Genomic DNA, 16395 nt, shown 5'->3' with positions numbered 1-16395 from the left:
AATCTAGGGCTTTAAACTAGCAAAAAAGTTTCGTTTCACTATAATGCACCTTTCGAAACGAAACTTAATTGAAAGGTTTTATGAACAAACGTAATACTCAACAGCGTCGCCATAGCATTATCAGCCTGCTTAATGAGCAGGGGAAAGTGAGTGTTGACGAGTTATCCTTACGTTTCGAAACTTCTGAAGTCACTATTCGAAAAGATCTGGCCGTATTAGAGAAAACCGGGCTGCTGTTACGTCGGTATGGCGGCGCGGTGGCGATACCCGATGAGGTCACGCAGCAATTTACGGCTAAGATAGCACCCAATAAGTTATCTATTGCTCAGGCTGCAGCTAAGCTGATTAACGATCATAATCGAATCATCATAGATAGCGGCAGTACCACATCGGGATTAATCCGGGAGCTTAATGATAAGAATGGCTTGGTAGTGATGACCAATTCATTGCTACTGGCCAATGCTATTCATGAGCTTGAGAATGAGCCGACATTATTGATGACTGGTGGCACCTGGGATCCTCATTCGGAGTCATTTCAGGGGCAAATAGCCGAGCAGGTACTGCGCTCCTATAACTTTGACCAACTCTTTATTGGCGCTGATGGTATAGACCTTGATCGCGGCACAACCACCTTCAATGAACTTACCGGACTGAGTAAGGTGATGGCTGAGGTTTCCCGCGAGGTCGTAGTCATGCTCGAGTCAGAAAAACTGGGTAGACGTATTCCGAATTTAGAGTTGGCCTGGAGCAATATCAGCGTGTTGGTAACAGATGAAAACTTACCAGCCGAGGCTGTTGAAACAATTTCAAACCATGGGGTGCGGGTGATCCTGGCACCTCATGTGAGATAACAAAGATTATCCATTTTCAAATTCAATTTTAACTCTCATTTTAACTCTTTTTTAAAAGAGGTTAGGTAACTAATATGTGTGGAATCGTTGGCGCTGTTGCGCAAAGAGATGTAGCTGAAATCTTAGTCGAAGGACTTAAGCGCCTCGAATACCGAGGGTATGACTCGGCCGGTGTTGCTGTTATTCAAGATGGTACGCTTAGCAGTACAAGACGTGTCGGTAAGGTACAGGAACTTTCAACTGCTTTAGATGCAGCGCCGTTATCCGGTGGTACAGGTATTGCTCATACCCGTTGGGCCACCCACGGTGAGCCGAGTGAGCGAAATGCTCATCCACACCTTTCGGAAGGGGATATTGCCGTCGTACATAACGGTATTATCGAAAATCACAATAAGCTACGGGAAATGCTTAAGGGTTTAGGTTATACCTTTGCATCAGATACCGATACCGAGGTTATCTGTCACTTAGTACACCATGAGCTTAAGACTAACGATACCTTGCTTGCAGCGGTTCAAGCGACGGTTAAGCAGTTAGAAGGTGCCTATGGCACCGTGGTTATCGATCGCCGTGATAGCGAGCGTATGATCGTCGCCCGCAGCGGTAGTCCTCTCGTTATCGGTTATGGCTTGGGTGAAAACTTTGTCGCTTCCGATCAGCTTGCTCTTCTGCCTGTAACTCGCTCTTTTGCTTTCCTGGAAGAGGGAGACGTAGCCGAGGTGATGCGCCGTGAAGTTAATATCTTCGATGTTGACGGTAATGCGGTCGAGCGTGAAATCAAAGAGTCAGAAGTGACTCATGATGCGGGTGATAAAGGTGAATACCGTCACTATATGCTTAAAGAGATCTATGAGCAGCCACGCGCTATAGCACACACGCTGGAAGGTCGTATTGCCAGTGGTGCAGTATTAGATTCTGCCTTTGGTGAAAATGCCGCTGAGTTCCTGAAAGATATTAAGCATGTACAGATCATCGCCTGTGGTACCAGTTACCACGCGGGTATGGCTGCACGTTACTGGTTAGAAGATTGGGCCGGTGTCTCTTGTAATGTTGAGATAGCGTCTGAATTCCGTTACCGCAAGTCGCACATGTTCCCTAATAGTTTGCTTGTGACTATCTCTCAGTCTGGTGAAACTGCCGATACCTTAGCGGCACTTCGTCTGGCCAAAGAGATGGGCTATAAGGCCACTATGACCATCTGTAACTCACCGGGTTCATCTTTGGTGCGTGAGTCAGATATGGCTTATATGATGAAAGCTGGAGCTGAGATCGGTGTTGCTTCGACTAAAGCGTTCACCGTACAGCTTGCTGGCCTGTTGATGTTAACTGCCGTTGTGGGTCGCCATAATGGCATGTCTGCCGATATGCAGGCTAAGATCACTCAGAGCCTACAGTCTATGCCTGCTAAAGTTGAGCAGGCACTAGGGTTAGATGAGGCTATTGCCGAGTTAGCCGAAGATTTTGCCAATAAGCATCACGCACTATTTTTAGGCCGTGGGGATCAGTATCCTATCGCGATGGAGGGGGCGCTGAAGCTTAAAGAGATCTCTTACATTCATGCCGAAGCCTATGCATCCGGTGAGCTTAAGCATGGACCACTCGCGTTAATCGATGCCGATATGCCTGTGATCGTGGTTGCGCCAAACAATGAGCTGTTAGAGAAGCTAAAATCCAACGTAGAAGAGGTACGTGCCCGTGGTGGCTTGATGTATGTCTTTGCCGATGTTGATGCTGAGTTCGAATCTGATGACACAATGAAGGTGATCCAAGTGCCACATTGCGATGAGTTTATGGCGGCGCTTATCTACACGATCCCAATGCAGTTATTGTCATACCATGTGGCCTTAATTAAGGGCACCGATGTGGATCAGCCACGTAATCTGGCTAAGTCTGTAACGGTAGAGTAAGTCTTAATCGTTAAGCAAAAACAGTAAAGCTCCTGTTAGAGTCAATCTAACAGGAGCTTTTATTTATCCGGGAATATTGGTTTTAACTAAATGCGATAAAGGGTGAGATACAAAGCAGGAGGCCTGTGCCAATGATGATATAGAGCGAGACACCTTTATACTTATGCAGTGCAGGTACCTGATAGACTAAGTAAGCTGGGATCAGGCAACCGACCAAGCCGAATATCGGACTACAGATTGAGGTGAAGCTCAGTACGGGAGCATTCAATACAATCGCACCCCATGACAATAATATTGTAAAAATAATAATGCCACGACCGACAAGCGTAGAATTGATATTCTCCTCTTTCATATAACGACGTAATACGTTCATCGCGAGGCCTTGGCAAGCCTCACGGAAGCCTAAGTACACGCCAAAGAAGGCTGTCATCACGGCAAAAATATTGAGAGTTAAACTGAGCAGCTTGAGTGTTTGCCCCGGCATATTTTGAGCTACCATGGCTAAGGCTGAAACATTTTCATGGGAAGCTTTTACAGCTTGTTCATGACCCATGGCTAAGGTGAAAGAGACGGCATAGAAGAATACGACAACAAACAATATCCCGAAGGCAATGTTCATGGCTCGCATGGCTTTAAAGCGTGCGACCTTCAGTGATTTTTCTCTGGAGCGATATGAGATAACCATTGGGCTTAGAGATTGAATAAACAGGATGGAGGTTAAGGTGAATGGCAACATGATTATCGCATCTTTTAGCCAGTCTCCGGTGGCCGGAATGGTGCCTATATTGTTGATGTCCCACTTGTCTACCATCATCAATCCTAATATGGCGACAACACTGAGTTTGGTTAATACCATAAAGCTGGAGATCTTAAATAGTAGATTTTCACCGCGCGAAGCGATTGCCACTAAGATACAGATCAGTGCTAATCCATAGAATGGGTTCTCCGAGAGTAGCTCTTTAGTTACACCGAAGCTTTGCAGAAAGGATGCACTGTCATTTGTTATTGCTGTTGAGTAGACGAAAACCCAGATAACCAACATGATGAAGTAGAGTGTACCGAGTAACATCCCCCAGTTTTTACCCAGATAGCCAGTGATCACGCTTGGATAGTCCTGACATTTAGGGGACTCGGCTAAAGTATTAATAAACAATCTTTGAAACATGTACATAGCCGGATAGCCAATGACGGCTGATAATAAAAATACCCATAGCCCCATCAAGCCAACCTGAACGGGAAGGAAGACGATCCCTGCGCCGATGGCCATACCTATACTCATTATTATCCAGCCCCAATCGGTACTGTCGAATCGGGTTGCCTCTTTCCATTCAGCGCTCGATATATCTTCTTCAGATACACCCGCAGTTGTAATACTCGCAGTCATACATCATCCTAAGTTATTTTTATTTAAGCCACTTTTGTGCAAATATATTTGAACATTCTGTTCGCTACAATCAAAATCACTCAACTTCTTTTGAATGCGCGAACAAAGTCAATAATGCCTGTTTAATGGGATCTCGGTCGTCTAAAGTTCTGTTTTATTCATTGAAAAAATAAAATTAAGTTGCAATTTATCTGAAAATGAAAATAATGTTGCATCATGGTGGTTAGTTAAAATTAAAAAATATTTGAAAGAGGCTATATGAAAACACTGATCAATGCAGAACAAGCGCCAGCGGCTATAGGTCCATACTCCCATGGCACTACATATGGTGATCTTATCTTTACCTCTGGTCAGCTGCCAGTGTGCAAGGTGAAGGGCGGAGTGGTTGAAGGTGGCGTTGCTGAACAATCTAAGCAATCACTGGAAAACCTGAATCACGTGTTAGTTGCCGGTGGTGCTAGTTTAGATACGGTATTGAAAACGACCTGTTACCTTGCCGATATCAATGACTTTGCAGTATTCAATGAAGTGTATAAGCAGTACTTTAAAACCGATTGTCCAGCCCGTAGTTGCTTTGCGGTTAAAGATCTTCCCTTAGGTGTAAAGGTAGAAATCGAAGCTATCGCACACATCAAATCTAAGTAATTACTTTAAGCACTTTATAAGGCTGTACCCCCTATGAAACCAGAATGGCAAAAGTATATTGAGATCATTAACCAAGTGGTTAAACCGGCGCTTGGGTGCACAGAGCCTATTGCGGCGGCTTATGGTGCAGCGGTTGCCGTTCAAGCGTTAGGTTGTAGTGTTCCCGATTCAGTAGAGGTATTAGTTTCTGATAACCTTTATAAAAACTCCATGGGTGTTTTTGTTCCTGGTACCGGGAAGATTGGATTGGCTATTGCTGCGGCCGCGGGGGCTATTGGTGGTAATGCCGATGCTGGTCTTGAAGTGTTAGCGACTATCTCACCTGAGCAAGTTTTATTGGCGCAAGAGATGATAGATGCAGGTAAGGTCTCAGTTAAGCGTACTGTGACTGATGAGTTTATCTATTGCTGTGTGGTCGCTAAATTTGAAGGTCAGGAGTCATTGGTCAAGATCAGTGGCGGACACACCTTAATTGTTGAGAAGCAACTCAACGGTAACACTAATTTCATCGCTGATGAATCGAGTGCAACTTCTACCGGATCAATCTGTGAAGGTGTAGATATTAATATCGCCTCTATCTATGAGTTTGCGACTCAGATTGAGCTTGAGCAGATAGCGTTTATTCTGCAGGCTGCCGATCTAAATATTAATTTGTCCAATGAAGGTATGATTAACTCCTATGGTCTTGAAGTGGGCCGTATGATGAAGAAGAGTATCGACGATGGGATTTTATCGAACGATCTATTGAATAAAATTGTGATGGAAACCGCGGCAGCATCCGATGCCAGAATGGGCGGGGCGACTCTGCCAGCGATGAGCAATTTAGGCAGTGGTAACCAAGGTATTGCCGCGACTATTCCGGTTGTGATCACTGCTAAACATTACAAAAGTAGTGATGAACAGCTCGCCAGAGCCCTGATTTTAAGTCACCTTGGTGCCATCTATATTAAGTCTCATTACCCGCCTTTATCGGCATTTTGTGGTAACACGGTGACGAGTGCTGCGGCTTCAATGGCTATGGTATACTTGGCTGGTGGAAGTTTTGAGCAGTCCTGTTTTGCCATTCAAAATGTGATCAGTGATAGTTCTGGCATGATATGCGACGGTGCTAAAGCTTCTTGTGCAATGAAGGTCAGTACTTCATCTTGTGCAGCCGTTAGGGCATTTTTAATGGCGATGAATAGCCGCTCTGTTTCCGGACAAGGTATTATCGCTAAGGATGTTGAGCAAACGATTATCAACATAGGCCAGATGATCAGTCACGGTATGCCTTCAACCGATACCACTATCATTAATATCATGTCCGCTTGATATCCTGCTGGGCTCAGCCTGTCATGCAGTGATATGGGGATTGATTGTTTTGGAATACACCTTCAACTATAAGGCTGGAGGGCAATTTAAGGGATAGATGTGAAACTGCAAGAGCTGACACAAAGTGATTTTGATATTTTGAAGTCCATGGAGAATGTAGTCGATGGCATAGCGGCTATGTATGGTGAACATACTGAAGTGGTATTACACAGCCTCGATGCTCGTGAACCATCGGTTATCAAAATTGCTAATGGTCATATCACAGGCAGAAAACTCGGTGCCCCAATCACTAATCTCGCGCTGTTAAAGCTAAAAACGGGTCAGGATATCTCTAACTCTTACCTGACCAAATGTGCAACGGGTAAGACATTGCGGTCTATTACTACCATCATTCGCAATAGTCACAACAGAGCCATTGGCTTATTGTGTATAAACAGTGATATGGATGCCCCACTACAGTCAGTATTACGCTCTATGATGCCTGACAGTATGATTAATGCAGACTTTACCAGCTCTCCTGAAGTCTTTGCCCGAAATATCGATGAGGCACTCCACAGCAGTATCGACTCTGTGAATAGTGAAGTGAGGCAAAATAGTGCAATTGCTCCCTCGAAAAAGAGTAGAGAAATAGTCACTCAACTTTATGAATTAGGCATTTTTGAACTTAAAGACAGTGCTCAAGTTGCTGCGACACGACTCGATATTTCAGTACACACCATCTATCGTTACCTGCGGGAAATTAAAGCTAACCAAGTATCGGCTAGCTAGTTGACCTAATAGCTAAGTTATTTAATGACTGGGCTATTTAATAAGATGTTTGCTGAGTTGTAAAACTTCAATTGCAGTTTTACCTAAGGTATACCTACCAGAAATTGCATATTGATGATTATATCTTTCTAACCAGATTCGCAAACTTTCATTAAATGTATCGAGTGAAGTGATTTTGTTCTTTTTCAAGAACGGCTCATAAAACTCGTTATAAGCCAGGTGCTGGAACTGTGAAGCCATACCGTTTACGACGGGGCCGTTATAGGCTCTCATCTGGATATGGTTTATGTCGAGTTCAGTAATTACTTCCTGAAAGGGAACACTATTCTTCCCGGAGAATTCAGCGCCCCTGTCGGTCAAAATACTATTGATGTGAATATTGTTCTCTTTGTACCAAGGAATAACGGTCTCTAGTAAAAAGCCTGCCGCGACTCTGGAGTCATTGGTTGTGGAAATAATGGCATGTGCGAATTGGCTGTAAGCATCGATAAAAGTGTGTTGGTAAATCGGACCAAGATCGTTAATTTCTGCAATTTTAAATGTATCCTGAACACAGACATCACCAGGGAACTTGCAGTCTAATGTTGATTCATTCTGTTCTAATTGATAGAGCTGTTCCATGTCATGTTGAGCTTTGAAACTCAAATGGTTTTGCTGTCTCAATCGACTATTTAGCGCGAGTAATCTGTTTTTCTTGGTTTCTAAGTTATGTCTTAGCCAGATTGTCCTAACCCCACTGGCTGAGATGATACAACCTCTGGCCGTTAGAATTTCTGCGGCTTTTGCTTGGCCATAATTAGGGTAATCGAGCGCAATTTCGATAACTTGATCTTCCACTTCCTGAGACACTCGATTCTTTAATGCCGGTTTTTTTCTCGATAAATTGATTAATCCCCGTTCACCGGCTTCTTCATATTGTTTTTTAAAGCGGTAATAACTGTCGCGACTATATCCCATAATATCGCAAGCTTTGCTGATGCTATTGAGTTCTTTAGCAAGTTGAAGCAGTGCAAGTTTACTGCGGATTTCGTTACTGTTCTGGGTCATAACTTCTCTATTCCATCGAAAAATATGTGCAGCTTAGATTATTCTATCAAAAAAGATGATTCGGGGGGTAGCTAGCTATCTGACCAAAGTCTCGTCTCAGCAGAATACTTGTTCTTTGGAGGGATCGATTAAGCCCCTTAACCTGCGTAGAGGGTCATACTTTCTCATGGGAATGTTAAACCACGGTATTTACGGCGGGTTCGATGAGGCGTTACATGACACTATCGACGGTGTTAATCGTGATGTGCGAAATAATACCAGCATAACCCCCTCTAAAAAGAGTCGTGAGATAGTGACACTGCTTTATTACTTAGGTATATATCAACTGAAAGGCAGTGCTCAGATCACCGCGACGCGTCTCGATATTTCAGTGCATTCAATCTATCGCTATCCCTGAGAGATTAAAGCCAACCAAACTGCGATAGTTTAGTTGGCTTAAGTGTCTATGCTATGGAAACGGCTTTCGTTAACCGAACTCCCCACTCACATAACCTTGTGTTCGAAGATCTTTAGGCTGGTTGAATATCTGGCTAGTCTCTCCATGTTCGACTAATTCCCCCATCCAAAAGAAGGCGGTCTTATCTGAGATACGCTTAGCCTGGTTCATCGAGTGAGTCACAATCACGATAGTGAATTTCTTTCTCAGTTCATCCATTAACTCTTCAATTTTATGGGTCGCGATGGGATCCAGAGCACTCGTTGGCTCATCCATTAAGATAACTTCTGGCTGCATTGCGATAGCGCGAGCAATACATAACCTCTGTTGTTGACCACCCGATAGACCGAAAGCTGGCGTATTGAGTTGCTCCTTTACTTCATCCCAAAGCGCGGCACCGCGCAGCGACTCTTCGACAATTGAATCTAGCTGTTTCTTATCTTTCATGCCCTGAGCTTTTAGACCGAAAGCAACGTTCTCATAGATGCTCATCGGGAATGGATTCGGCTTTTGGAAGACCATACCAACTCGCATTCTTAGTTGTTTTACATCGACATCTGAGTAGATATCTTCTCCCTCAAACTTCACGTCACCGGAGATTGTTACGCCGGAAACCAGATCGTTCATTCGATTTAAGGTTCTAAGTAAAGTGGATTTACCGCATCCTGAGGGACCAATAAGGGCGGTTACCTGACGTGCAGGGATCTCCAATGAGATATCTTTAAGCGCATGGTTATCGCCATAGAATAGATTCAGGTTGTTAACTTCAAGCTTGTTCATGATATCTGGCCTTGTTTAAGATGCTTTATTAAAGCGGTTGGCAATTAATTTAGTTGCCAGATTTAAGATGAGTACCAGGACAATAAGCACTGTGGCTGTTGCGTAGGCCTGATCCCTCTCATGTTGGGTAAATAGCTCTTGGGTTAATTTGTACAGGTGAACGGTTAAGGTGCGGCCCGACTCCAAGACTGATTCAGGTATTTGAGTCACCATACCGGCGGTGAGAAATACCGGGGCTGACTCGCCAATAATCCGGCCAATGCTTAAGATCACTGAAGTGACGATACCCGGAAGAGCACTTGGAAGTATCAAGCGCCAGATGGTGTATACCTTACTACTTCCTAGAGCATAGCCACCCTCACGGTAACTCATCGGTACGGCGAGCAGGGCTTCTTCGGTTGTGCGAATAAGCACAGGTAGAATTAACATTGAGAGGGTTAATGATCCGGCTAAGATAGAAAAGCCTAGGCCTAAGGTTGTGACAAAGAAAGTCATACCAAACAGGCCATAAACGATAGAGGGAATACCAGCTAAAGATTCGATGCAAAAGCGAATCATCTGCACCACTTTACTGCCGGGCTTAGCGTACTCCGTTAAGTAAATTGCGGTCATAATGCCGATAGGCGCGGCGATGCCCAGCGAAAGTCCAACCATATAAACCGTCGAGATTATCATGGACCAGATACCCGAGGCTTCGCCAATGCGGGTGTAAGCGCCGGTAATGAATTCCCAACTCACATGGGAAAAGCCATTGCTGAGAATATGCCATACGACCCAAAGCAGGAACAGGATTGTGATGGCCGCCGAGCTCCATATCGCACCTAAGAGTAGGTTATCTTGTGTGTCTCTTTTGAGTTGAAGCATCAGAAGCTCCTCTTACGGTTTACATAGAGTAGGCTTGCATTGAGTAAAACGATAAAGACCAATAAAACGATGCCGGTCGAATATAGCGCGCTTGCATGAACCCCAGTGGCATACGACATCTCCATGGCGATGTTTGCCGTCAGCGTTCGAGCGGGTTCTAAAATTGAACCTGGCATGGCCGGAGCATTACCCATGACCATGATAATCGCCATAGTCTCTCCTATAGCCCGAGCCACACCCAGCGCGACTCCTGTCAAAATACCGCTACGTGCAGCAGGAACTAACACTTTAAATATGCTGTATATATGGGATGCGCCTAATGCGAGAGCTCCCTCTTTATAGACAGATGGTAATGCTCTTAGAGAGGTCTCTGAAATGGTGATAACCGTAGGCAATATCATGATTGCTAGTACAATTATCCCCGCCAAAATGGTATTTCCAGCCGGAATGTTAAATAGGGTTTCTATGGCGGGGACTATGATAACCAGTCCGAAAAAACCATAGACAACAGATGGGATGCCAGCGAGCAGTTCTACTGCCGGTCTGACTATATCCGCAAGCCATTTAGGCGCCAGTTCAGCCAGAAAAACAGCCGTTAAAATGGCGATAGGTATACCGATAATCACAGCACCCGCTGTAGAGATAAGCGATGCTACTATCATGGGGAATATGCCGAACAGTGCTGGTGGAAGCCACTCTCTCCCCAAGATTAATTCACTGACGCCGGCTTCTTGAAAGGCGGGTAAGCCTTCATGAAACAGGAACCAAGCAATCGTCGCGACAGAGATAACGCCAACCATGGCACTACATAGAAATAGTAGGTGGAATCCCTTTTCAACCCAATCATAAGTTTGTTTTTGAGCTAGTTGCAGCTCAGATGTGCGGATTTTATTTACCGTATCCATCACTTTGCCTCAAGGTCATGCGATTTAATCTGCTTGATGTAAGAGTTAAAGAGGAGCCTAGGCTCCCCAGTTATCAAATGTTGCATTAGTTAATACGGATATAACCTTGTTCTGTAATGATGTTTTGACCATCATTCGATAGGATGTAGTCGATAAAGTCTCGAGCTTCTTGGGCCACGTTGTTTTTAACGAGTACGACAAATGGACGAGCGATGGTGTATTCTCCGGCGGCAATGTTCTCATCTGTTGCTGCGATACCGTCGACTTTCAACGCTTGTAGAGAGTTATCGACTGAACCCAGAGATATGTAGCCGATAGCAAAAGTGTTATTTGCAACTATGGTTTTGACCATGCCGTTACCATTACCAACTTGAGCGGTTGGTGTGATGGCGGATACCTTCATGCCTTTTACTTTACGCTTTAGCTTCATTATGTCTTCGAATGCGCCGCGGGTTCCTGATGCGGCATCTCGAGTCACCACTACAATAGGTTTGTTCTCTCCGCCCACTTGGTTCCAGTTTTTAACCTCACCGCGATAAATTTTAGCTATTTGATCTTTACTTAGGTTTTGTACTGGGTTGGCATTGTTGACTGTGACCGCAATACCGTCACGAGCAATAACCACTTTTTCTGTGTCTGCGGTCATTTCACTGCTTTTAACATCACGAGACGACATGCCTATCATGCTGGTGCCATCTTTAGCGGCGCGGATACCTGCTGATGAGCCGGTACCTTGTACTTCTACACTTTTACCCGCTGATTGCTGATAGGTTTCTGCCAATACTTCCATGACATTAGTGACAGAGGTTGAACCTGAAACCGTAACTGTTGCGCTTGCCTGAGCAAGTGGTGCTGTTATTAAGCTAACAGCGGCTAATAAACCAATAACTTTTTTCATCACAAGTTCCACTCTATTAAGTCGAAATACACATTGAATTAGGGCTTCTCTTTGGAAGCAGGGGCATTAAGACAGATAAATATGACAGCTAAGTTACAGTCAGTACTTTCGGATTAGGCTGGTAGGTTTGTTGCGACGTGTTTTGTTTGTATTGTGTTGGTTTATTGTTTTTTTCGGCTGTGTAGGGATGTTGACACTGCCACCGATAAGATGAGGTGAGCTGAAACTGCTAACTACCTAAAAGCTAAGCGAGATAGGGCTTCTACACCTGAGAGGATTTCTGCTTTAAGCGGATGAACTCAAAGTTACGAGTAAGCTAAGCAATATGAATATGTTAATAAAACAGTTTTTAACTGCCGAGATAAATTTTTTATGAAGCTTTTGTGACAGCTAACTTTTTAAGGGATATATATTCTCGCCTGCAGACAAAGCACTTTAGTCGATTTAATTTCCAATCGAGACTGTTGATGGTGTTTCTTCTTTATGCCGAGATAGTATCGTTTGAATGCCGTTCTAGTTTACGCCATACCTTTTCGTGGAAGTAAAAAACCACGGTATTTATGGCGGGTTCGATGAGAGCGACAGTGCCACCGATGACGACGCTACCAGTCAATAGGTAAGTCACAGAGAATGCGACGCTAAAGTGTAGTATTGCAAATGTGATTGTTTTATTCATGATGAGTCTCGTTATCGAATGCTTTTAAATGATAACCGTTCTCATTTGGCTTTGGTAGTGAGGTAATTAGATTTGTTTAATCGGTTTGTTCAATTGAAAGCTGCTTTTAGTTATAAAGCCGTCAGCTTTAATGTCTAGTAATAAAATACTAACGGCTTTATTCAAGTCAACTATTCTGGATAGGTTCCAGTTTGGTTAGACGTTGGATTAATAGTGCCAAGGGAATTTAGAGAAATCTTGATCTCGCTTCTCTAAGAATGCATCGCGGCCCTCTTGAGCTTCAGCTGTACCATAAGCTAATCGCGTTGCTTCACCGGCAAACAGTTGCTGACCCACTAAGCCATCATCGGCCATATTGAAGCCATATTTAAGCATGCGCATAGCCGTCGGAGACTTAGAGTTAATCTCTCTGGCCCAGTTTAGTGCTTCGGTTTCGAGTTCAGCATGTGGGATAGAGCGGTTGACCATACCCATGTCGAAGGCTTCATCGGCGCTGTAATTAAAGCCAAGGAAGAAGATCTCACGAGCGCGTTTCTGGCCTATCATCTTGGCGAGGTATGCACTGCCATAACCAGAATCGAAGCTACCTACATCGGGATCGGTCTGCTTAAAGATTGCATGTTCTTTAGATGCTAAAGTGAGGTCACATACAACATGCAGGCTGTGTCCACCACCAACGGCCCAACCTGGAACAACGGCGATAACGACTTTCGGCATAAAACGAATTAAGCGTTGTACTTCGAGTATATGAAGACGTCCCATACGGGCTAGGTCAGGTGTACCCTGTTCGGCGCCTTCATATTTATAACCATCTTTGCCACGAATGCGTTGATCGCCGCCAGCGCAGAATGCCCAGCCACCATCTTTTGCCGATGGACCATTACCGGTTAGCAGTACACAACCTACATCTGACCACTGTCTTGCATGGTTTAATGCCGTGTATAACTCATCAACAGTCTTGGGGCGGAAAGAGTTTCTACACTCTGGGCGGTTTATTGCGATACGTACAGTGCCCTGATCTTTGGCTCTGTGGTAGGTGATATCTTCAAAATCAAACCCGGAAACTTGATCCCATAGTGTGGGATCAAAAATGTCTGAAACCTGCTGACTCATGATATTTAGCCTTTAATACCCAAATTTAGATTGAGCAAAGGCTAGGCCGAAACTTAACTCAGGTCAATCGTCAGTTTCCATTAATGCCTGGCTATATGTCTAGAATATTAAGTTATTTGAAAACTACTTTAGCCTGTCACAAATAAAAAAGAGGTTATCTTTATTGAAACTATCATGCTGTTTCGTTTTGCCACTACAGTAGTCATCTTTGAACTCTTGCAGGGTATACTCAGATGCAAGTACATCGTCCAGAGCTTTTAGTTCTCGTTCAGACATGCGTTGGCCAATCTCTTTTTTCAGATGGGCTAGCCTGTTATCTACCCTAATGATTTTAGTACCCGTTAACGAGTCTAATTTCCGCTCGATTTTTTGTAATAGCTCATCTGATTTCGCAATCGGCTCATCGAGCTTATTGGTCTCAGTTGCTACGTAATATAGCAACCCAGCTCCTAATCCTAATATGATCCAGCCTCTCATATTTTTAACCCAACTTTGATGAATAAAATGTAATATAACAGGTATAATAAGCTAATTTTCGTGCAATATTAAAGCGGTAAGGTTACAAAGATGAGCACAGAGTCTGAAAAAAAGGATTATTCGAAGGCTAAACGAATCAAGATCCATCAACCAGATGCAAATAAGGCTGATCGATTTAACCCACGTAATCGAATATATGTTCGAGCCGTCGATGGACTCTGGAGTCAGCTCCGAAGACGATTAGGTTGGGTCGCCATGCTCTTTTTCCTTATCTTACCTTGGATCCCTTGGGGTGACCGTCAAGCTGTTTGGTTTAATCTGGGCGAGCAGAAGTTTCATATTTTCGGTTTGACCATTTGGCCTCAGGATTTAACTCTATTAGCTGCGCTTTTAATGATAGCCGCCTTTGGCTTATTCTTTGTTACGACTTACCTTGGTAGGGTGTGGTGTGGTTACACTTGTCCTCAAACGGTTTGGACGTTTATTTTTATCTGGTTTGAAGAGAAGCTTGAAGGGGCCCGCAATAAGCGGATTAAATTGGATCAGATGCCCTGGAGTTTCAATAAACTTTGGCGAAAAACGGCAAAGCATGCATCCTGGCTATTCATTTCATTATTAACGGGAATGACGTTTGTCTCCTACTTTGTGCCTACCAGTGAAGTATATCGTGATGTATTTACTTTAAGCGCGAGCGGGGGGATCTACTTTTGGGTCGTACTCTTTACTCTCGCTACTTATGGTAATGCGGGCTGGATGAGGGAGATCATGTGTATTCATATGTGTCCCTATGCGCGGTTCCAGGCTGCGATGTTCGATAAAAATACCTTTATTGTTGGTTATGATAATAAACGAGGTGAAACACGAGGCCCAAGATCACGTAAAGCCGATCATAAAGAGATGGGGCTGGGTGATTGTATTGATTGCGACCTTTGTGTGCAGGTATGTCCTACCGGTATAGATATTCGAAATGGCTTACAGTATGAATGTATTAACTGTGGTGCCTGTATCGATGCCTGCGATACGACCATGGATCGTATGGGGTACGATAAAGGACTCATCGCTTACACCACTGAAAATAAACTCGATGGAATAAAACAGAAAGTGCTTAGACCAAAGCTAGTTGGTTATGGTGTAGTTCTGACTGTTATGATCGTGATATTTGTCTATGCAAGCGCAACCATAGCACCTGTACGCATTGATGTTATTCGGGATAGAAACCAGTTATTCAGAGAGAATAATGAGGGTTTGATTGAAAATACTTTCACATTGAAGATTCTCAATAAGACTGAATCTGCTCATGACTATAAACTGGCTGTAGAAGGTTTACCTGAGTCTCTATGGTATGGGTTACAACGAGTTCATATCGCGGGGGGGGAGGTGTTAACTCTACCTATTAGTATTGCGGTTGATCCGGTAGAGCTTTCAAGATCGATGACTAACATTAATTTCAGGGTGACAGCAGTTAATGCTGATACAAACAATGGTGATGTGATCGAGGCAAAACAGGAGTCACGATTCTTTAGTCAGTAGCCATGGTTAGTTTTGAATAGATAAGAGTATAAAAAGGGGCGTTTAGCCCCTTTTCGGTATCCTAAGCACATATTTCGTATCTTAAGTCGCCGTATCGATTGATAAAGCTGCACTCAAGGCTCTTAATGTGGTTTTCTTTCAAAAAGCCCTTGTGCTCCAAGCTCACATCCCTATAATGCGCATCCACTGACACGGCACAGCAGGCCAACGAGTTAGCGTTAAGCTAAGGAGTACGGGACTTGCAGCGTGTTAGATTGTTTGAATCCTTCGGAAATTGAACTTAGGTGAAAAGCGGTTTAAGTGGTTCATTGATGTGCTCTGTATAAGAAAGCATCGCTTGGAAAACTTCTTAAAATAAGCGCTTGACGCCAATCACGGGAAGTGTAGAATACACCTCCTCAAGCCAACGACCTAGCGTCTAACGGCAGCATCTGAAAGATTGATGCTAACGCTCTTTAACAAATTGAAACAAGAAATCTGTGTGGACACTCACAGGTGTTGAGTTATTCGAAATTGCTTCTTAGGAAGCAATCAAAAATTTAACTCGATGAACCACTGAGTGACCATAGCAATATGTAAACTTCATTACCCATTCTTTTATAAGAGTGGATTGATGAAAAACAGTATAATTCATTGAGCCGTTTTGCTCACGCTCTTAGTTGAGTTAGTGAGTAAAACAAAAAAACTTTAATTGAAGAGTTTGATCATGGCTCAGATTGAACGCTGGCGGCAGGCCTAACACATGCAAGTCGAGCGGAAACGGAGATAGCTTGCTATCAGACGTCGAGCGGCGGACGGGTGAGTAA

At 43.9% G+C, this 16395-nt stretch carries 15 protein-coding genes, 1 rRNA gene and 1 pseudogene; 8 read left to right on the top strand and 9 right to left on the bottom strand.

Annotated features, from left to right (window positions below; genetic code table 11):
* Positions 1–80: 80 nt before the first annotated feature.
* Both EKG38_RS21455 and glmS read left to right on the top strand, forming a co-directional pair.
* Positions 81–851, top strand: coding sequence for a DeoR/GlpR family DNA-binding transcription regulator (locus tag EKG38_RS21455; RefSeq protein WP_126523011.1), 771 nt, complete (start codon positions 81–83; stop codon positions 849–851).
* A gap of 74 nt (positions 852–925) precedes the next feature.
* The gene (gene glmS / locus EKG38_RS21450; RefSeq protein ID WP_126523009.1) at positions 926–2755 is read left to right on the top strand and encodes a glutamine--fructose-6-phosphate transaminase (isomerizing); all 1830 of its coding nucleotides are present in this window, start codon (positions 926–928) and stop codon (positions 2753–2755) included.
* Between the two features lie 82 nt (positions 2756–2837).
* Here glmS and EKG38_RS21445 read toward each other — a convergent pair whose 3' ends face one another.
* Positions 2838–4139, bottom strand: coding sequence for an SLC5/6 family protein (locus EKG38_RS21445; RefSeq protein WP_126523007.1), 1302 nt, complete (start codon positions 4137–4139; stop codon positions 2838–2840).
* Positions 4140–4397: 258 nt separating this feature from the next.
* Here EKG38_RS21445 and EKG38_RS21440 point away from each other — a divergent pair, with 258 nt between their 5' ends.
* The 3 genes from EKG38_RS21440 (at position 4398) to EKG38_RS21430 (ending at position 6863) form a co-directional block, all read left to right on the top strand.
* On the top strand, positions 4398–4784 hold the full coding sequence (locus EKG38_RS21440) for a Rid family detoxifying hydrolase (RefSeq protein ID WP_126523005.1): 387 nt from the start codon (positions 4398–4400) through the stop codon (positions 4782–4784).
* Between the two features lie 33 nt (positions 4785–4817).
* Positions 4818–6095: an L-cysteine desulfidase family protein gene (locus EKG38_RS21435; RefSeq protein WP_126523004.1), complete on the top strand. Its 1278-nt coding sequence runs from the start codon at positions 4818–4820 to the stop codon at positions 6093–6095.
* Positions 6096–6194: 99 nt separating this feature from the next.
* A complete protein-coding gene (locus EKG38_RS21430; protein WP_126523002.1) occupies positions 6195–6863 on the top strand; it encodes a helix-turn-helix transcriptional regulator in 669 nt (222 codons plus the stop codon).
* Between the two features lie 33 nt (positions 6864–6896).
* Here the strand turns inward: EKG38_RS21430 and EKG38_RS21425 are convergent, their stop codons facing one another.
* A complete protein-coding gene (locus EKG38_RS21425; protein ID WP_126523000.1) occupies positions 6897–7910 on the bottom strand; it encodes a helix-turn-helix domain-containing protein in 1014 nt (337 codons plus the stop codon).
* Positions 7911–8112: 202 nt separating this feature from the next.
* Here EKG38_RS21425 and EKG38_RS21420 point away from each other — a divergent pair.
* Positions 8113–8307, top strand: a pseudogene (locus EKG38_RS21420) (helix-turn-helix domain-containing protein); the annotation flags it as partial.
* 69 nt (positions 8308–8376) lie between these two features.
* Here EKG38_RS21420 and pstB read toward each other — a convergent pair.
* The 7 genes from pstB to EKG38_RS21385 all read right to left on the bottom strand — a co-directional run bounded on the left by pstB (position 8377) and on the right by EKG38_RS21385 (position 14023).
* Positions 8377–9126: a phosphate ABC transporter ATP-binding protein PstB gene (gene pstB / locus EKG38_RS21415; RefSeq protein WP_126522996.1), complete on the bottom strand. Its 750-nt coding sequence runs from the start codon at positions 9124–9126 to the stop codon at positions 8377–8379.
* A 15-nt stretch (positions 9127–9141) separates the two neighbouring features.
* Positions 9142–9990: a phosphate ABC transporter permease PstA gene (gene pstA / locus EKG38_RS21410; protein ID WP_126522994.1), complete on the bottom strand. Its 849-nt coding sequence runs from the start codon at positions 9988–9990 to the stop codon at positions 9142–9144.
* Entirely contained in the window at positions 9990–10895 is a 906-nt protein-coding gene (gene pstC / locus EKG38_RS21405; protein ID WP_126522992.1) for a phosphate ABC transporter permease subunit PstC, read from the bottom strand. The genes pstA and pstC overlap by 1 nt, the downstream gene beginning before the upstream one ends.
* 85 nt (positions 10896–10980) lie before the next feature.
* A complete protein-coding gene (locus EKG38_RS21400; RefSeq protein ID WP_126522990.1) occupies positions 10981–11793 on the bottom strand; it encodes a phosphate ABC transporter substrate-binding protein in 813 nt (270 codons plus the stop codon).
* Between the two features lie 481 nt (positions 11794–12274).
* Positions 12275–12469 (bottom strand): DUF2061 domain-containing protein, encoded by a 195-nt coding sequence (locus EKG38_RS21395; RefSeq protein ID WP_126522988.1) that lies wholly within the window; start codon positions 12467–12469, stop codon positions 12275–12277.
* A 207-nt stretch (positions 12470–12676) separates the two neighbouring features.
* The gene (locus EKG38_RS21390; RefSeq protein ID WP_126522986.1) at positions 12677–13582 is read right to left on the bottom strand and encodes a 1,4-dihydroxy-2-naphthoyl-CoA synthase; all 906 of its coding nucleotides are present in this window, start codon (positions 13580–13582) and stop codon (positions 12677–12679) included.
* A 123-nt stretch (positions 13583–13705) separates the two neighbouring features.
* A complete protein-coding gene (locus EKG38_RS21385; protein ID WP_342775869.1) occupies positions 13706–14023 on the bottom strand; it encodes a hypothetical protein in 318 nt (105 codons plus the stop codon).
* Positions 14024–14149: 126 nt separating this feature from the next.
* Between EKG38_RS21385 and ccoG the strand changes: the two genes are divergently transcribed.
* Together ccoG and EKG38_RS21375 are read left to right on the top strand one after the other, a co-directional pair.
* A complete protein-coding gene (gene ccoG, locus EKG38_RS21380) occupies positions 14150–15589 on the top strand; it encodes a cytochrome c oxidase accessory protein CcoG (RefSeq protein WP_126522982.1) in 1440 nt (479 codons plus the stop codon).
* Between the two features lie 688 nt (positions 15590–16277).
* Positions 16278–16395 (top strand): 16S ribosomal RNA (locus EKG38_RS21375); the annotation flags it as partial.

It is taken from the genome of Shewanella canadensis, from assembly GCF_003966225.1.
GTDB lineage: Bacteria > Pseudomonadota > Gammaproteobacteria > Enterobacterales > Shewanellaceae > Shewanella > Shewanella canadensis.
The sequence above is the reverse complement of the archived record's forward strand: the minus strand, read 5'-3'. Positions and strand labels throughout refer to the sequence as shown.

Bases quoted from the DNA above. Each gene is read 5' to 3' on its own strand.
- EKG38_RS21395 (WP_126522988.1), bottom strand. From the start codon at position 12,469: ATGAATAAAACAATCACATTTGCAATACTACACTTTAGCGTCGCATTC.
- pstC (WP_126522992.1), bottom strand. From the start codon at position 10,895: ATGGATACGGTAAATAAAATCCGCACATCTGAGCTGCAACTAGCTCAA.
- ccoG (WP_126522982.1), top strand. From the start codon at position 14,150: ATGAGCACAGAGTCTGAAAAAAAGGATTATTCGAAGGCTAAACGAATC.
- pstB (WP_126522996.1), bottom strand. From the start codon at position 9,126: ATGAACAAGCTTGAAGTTAACAACCTGAATCTATTCTATGGCGATAAC.
- EKG38_RS21440 (WP_126523005.1), top strand. From the start codon at position 4,398: ATGAAAACACTGATCAATGCAGAACAAGCGCCAGCGGCTATAGGTCCA.
- EKG38_RS21435 (WP_126523004.1), top strand. From the start codon at position 4,818: ATGAAACCAGAATGGCAAAAGTATATTGAGATCATTAACCAAGTGGTT.
- glmS (WP_126523009.1), top strand. From the start codon at position 926: ATGTGTGGAATCGTTGGCGCTGTTGCGCAAAGAGATGTAGCTGAAATC.
- pstA (WP_126522994.1), bottom strand. From the start codon at position 9,990: ATGCTTCAACTCAAAAGAGACACACAAGATAACCTACTCTTAGGTGCG.
- EKG38_RS21455 (WP_126523011.1), top strand. From the start codon at position 81: ATGAACAAACGTAATACTCAACAGCGTCGCCATAGCATTATCAGCCTG.
- EKG38_RS21390 (WP_126522986.1), bottom strand. From the start codon at position 13,582: ATGAGTCAGCAGGTTTCAGACATTTTTGATCCCACACTATGGGATCAA.
- EKG38_RS21400 (WP_126522990.1), bottom strand. From the start codon at position 11,793: ATGAAAAAAGTTATTGGTTTATTAGCCGCTGTTAGCTTAATAACAGCA.
- EKG38_RS21425 (WP_126523000.1), bottom strand. From the start codon at position 7,910: ATGACCCAGAACAGTAACGAAATCCGCAGTAAACTTGCACTGCTTCAA.
- EKG38_RS21445 (WP_126523007.1), bottom strand. From the start codon at position 4,139: ATGACTGCGAGTATTACAACTGCGGGTGTATCTGAAGAAGATATATCG.